At 72.0% G+C, this 2,790-nt stretch carries 3 protein-coding genes; 1 reads left to right on the top strand and 2 read right to left on the bottom strand.

Going from position 1 to position 2,790, the window contains the following annotated elements; all coding sequences use genetic code 11:
• The coding region (locus QR78_RS30200; RefSeq protein ID WP_048431326.1) for a sensor histidine kinase at window positions 1–1,194 on the bottom strand (1,194 nt) is incomplete at its 3' end.
• Window positions 1,191–1,868, bottom strand: a complete 678-nt coding sequence (locus tag QR78_RS30195) for a response regulator transcription factor (protein ID WP_048431325.1) — start codon at window positions 1,866–1,868, stop codon at window positions 1,191–1,193. The genes QR78_RS30195 and QR78_RS30200, both read right to left, overlap by 4 nt.
• A gap of 141 nt (window positions 1,869–2,009) precedes the next feature.
• Between QR78_RS30195 and QR78_RS30190 the strand changes: the two genes are divergently transcribed.
• On the top strand, window positions 2,010–2,790 hold a 781-nt coding region (locus tag QR78_RS30190), incomplete at its 3' end, for an ABC transporter ATP-binding protein (protein ID WP_048431324.1).

Below are 2,790 nucleotides of genomic sequence, written 5' to 3'. Positions count from 1 at the left end.
GCCGGGCCCGTCATCCTCCACCGCCAGCAGCACCCGGCCGCGCTCGCGCCCGACCCGGACGGTGAGCCGACGGCGGGCGCCGTGCTTGTAGGCGTTGTGGATCAGGTTCGACACAGCCTCGCGCAGCGCGATGGCGTCGCCCGGGATCGTCACGGCCTCCTCCGGTCCCTCGTAGCCGACATCGACCGCCCGGTCCCCGGTCTGCTGCTGCACCGCCTCGATCAGGGTGCGCCGGGCGAGACCCGCCACGTCGACGGGATCGAAGGCGACGGAGCGGGCGCGGTGGATCACCATGGCGTGGTTGAGGAGCTGGTTGGTGAGGTGGCCGAGCTCGGCGGTGCGCACGCGGATGCGGGCGAGCTGTTCGCGCCGGCGCCCCTCGTCGGTCTCGCGCGACAGGAGATCGAGCTGGGCGGCGAGCGCGGTCAGCGGCGTGCGGATCTGGTGGGCGGCATCCGCGATGAAGCGCTTCATCACGCCGACATGGCCCGACAGCCGGCCCATGAAATGGTCGATCGACGCGACGAGGAGGTGGATCTCCCGCGGGGCGGCGAGGCCGAGGGGCTGGAGATCGTTGGGCCCGCGGGCCGCCAGCACGCCCTCGATGGCGCGCAGCGGCCGCAGGGCGGCGCGCACCGCCACCGCCACGGCGCCGAGCGCCAGCGCGCTCATCGCCAGCACCATCAGGCTCGCCTTGACGGTGAGCGCCCGGGCGAGCCCGCCTCGCGCCTCGCGGGTCTGGGCCACCACCACGGCGGCGAAGCCCGCCTGGGCGACGTCCGGCACGTAGCGCCCGGCCACCACCGCCCGCACCGCCTGGCCGCGATGCTCCGCGTCGAGCAGCACGGGTCCCGCCGCGAGGCGGGTCCGGTCCACCGGCACCGCGAGGTCGGCGTCGCCGGTGAGCAGGCGGTCGGCCGGATCGACCACCTTGTAGAAGATCCGGTCGCGAGGACTGAGGCCGAGCGTTTCGAAGGCCGAGAAGGGCGGGTCGACCGAGATCTCGCGCCCGTCGCTGGCGATGGTCTCGGCGATCTGGAGCGCCGCGCCGACGAGGAGCCGGTCGTAGGCCTCGTCGGCGGCGAGCCGCGCCGAGGCCCAGGCGGCGACGAGGAGCAGCCCGGCGCCGACGGCGAGCACCAGGGCCAGCACCGCGACGAGGCGGGCAAACAGCGAGGTGCCGCGCAGGATCATGCCTCCGGGCCGACGACCTGGTAGCCGAGCCCCCGCAGGGTGCGGATCTCCGCCTGGGCGCCGGCGGCGACGAGCTTGCGGCGCAGCCGCGCCACGATCTGCTCGACGGCGTTCTCGCTCGATTCCTCCTCGAGGGCGAAGACCCGCTCCAGCAATTCACCCTTGGGAAAGATCCGGCCCGGCCGCGCCGCCAGGATCTCGATCAGGGTCCATTCCCGCCGCGTCAGGTCGAGGGCCTCGCCCGCCACGCTGGCGCTGCGGGCCTCCCGGTCGAGGCGCAGGTTGCCGAGGGCGAGCGCGTTGTCGGCGTGTCCGCTGTTGCGGCGCAGGAGGGCACGGACGCGGGCCTCCAGCTCGCGGAAGTCGAACGGCTTCACCAGGTAGTCGTCGGCGCCGAGATCGAGCGCGCCGACCCGGTCGTCGACCTCCGAGCGGGCCGTGAGGACGAGCACCGGCACCGGGCCGCGCCGCGCCCGCAGCCGCTTGAGGATGGCGAATCCATCGAGCCCCGGCAGGTTCACGTCGAGGATCACGAGGTCGTAGGCCTGGACGGCGAGCAGCGCGTCGCCGGCCTCCCCGTCCACCTCCCAGTCGACCGCGTGGCCGAGCCCGCGCAGGCGCGATGCGATGGCCTCGCCGACGTCCCGCGTGTCCTCGACGAGCAGGATGCGCACGAAAGTTCCTCTTTGCCGGGCCGGTGGAGATATCTGTCAGGTTGGCGACAGGTTCGGACCCTACCCCACGCTCCAACGCCCGGCCAAGTGCACGTCACTAGGAAACCGGGCATCGCGACGAAGAGCCGGGGAGGCACCGCCATGAACGCACGTCCCACCATCATTCCCGAGCCGCTGCTCCAGGTCCAGGGCGTCACGCTCCAGTACAAGACGACCGATCATCTGGTCACCGCGACCTACCGGGTCGATTTCGAGGTGATGCCGGGCGACCGCTACATCCTTCTCGGGCCGTCGGGCTGCGGCAAGTCCACCCTGCTCAAGGCGATCGGCGGCTACATGACCCCCGTGGAGGGCGAGATCAAGCTGAAGGGCCGCACAGTCACCGAGCCCGGCCCCGACCGGATGATGGTCTTCCAGGAATTCGACCAGCTCCTGCCCTGGAAGACGGTCAAGCAGAACGTCGCCTTCGCGCTGACCGCCAGCGGCCGCGCGACCGGCGCGGAAGCCATGGACCGGGCGATGTCCTACATCGAGAAGGTGGGCCTGGCGAAGTTCGCCGATTCCTTCCCCCACATGCTGTCGGGAGGCATGAAGCAGCGCGTCGCCATCGCCCGCGGCATGGCGATGGAGCCCGACATCCTGCTGATGGACGAGCCCTTCGCGGCCCTCGACGCGCTGACCCGCCGCAAGATGCAGGACGAGCTCCTGCGCCTGTGGGACGACACCCGGTTCACGGTGCTGTTCGTCACCCACTCGATCGAGGAGGCGATCAAGGTCGGCACCCGCATCCTGCTGCTCTCGCCCCATCCGGGCCAGGTGAAGGCCGAGCTCCGAGGCAGGCAGGCTGTTGAGCTCGGCCTTCACCTGGCCCGGATGGGGCGAGAGCAGGGGGATGCGGGGGCCGGCCTCGATCGCCTCCTCG

Origin of the sequence: Methylobacterium indicum, assembly GCF_001043895.1 — a bacterium.
GTDB classification, from domain to species: Bacteria; Pseudomonadota; Alphaproteobacteria; order Rhizobiales; family Beijerinckiaceae; genus Methylobacterium; species Methylobacterium indicum.
Note: the sequence above shows the minus strand (reverse complement) of the source record. Positions and strands in the feature narration are given on the sequence as shown.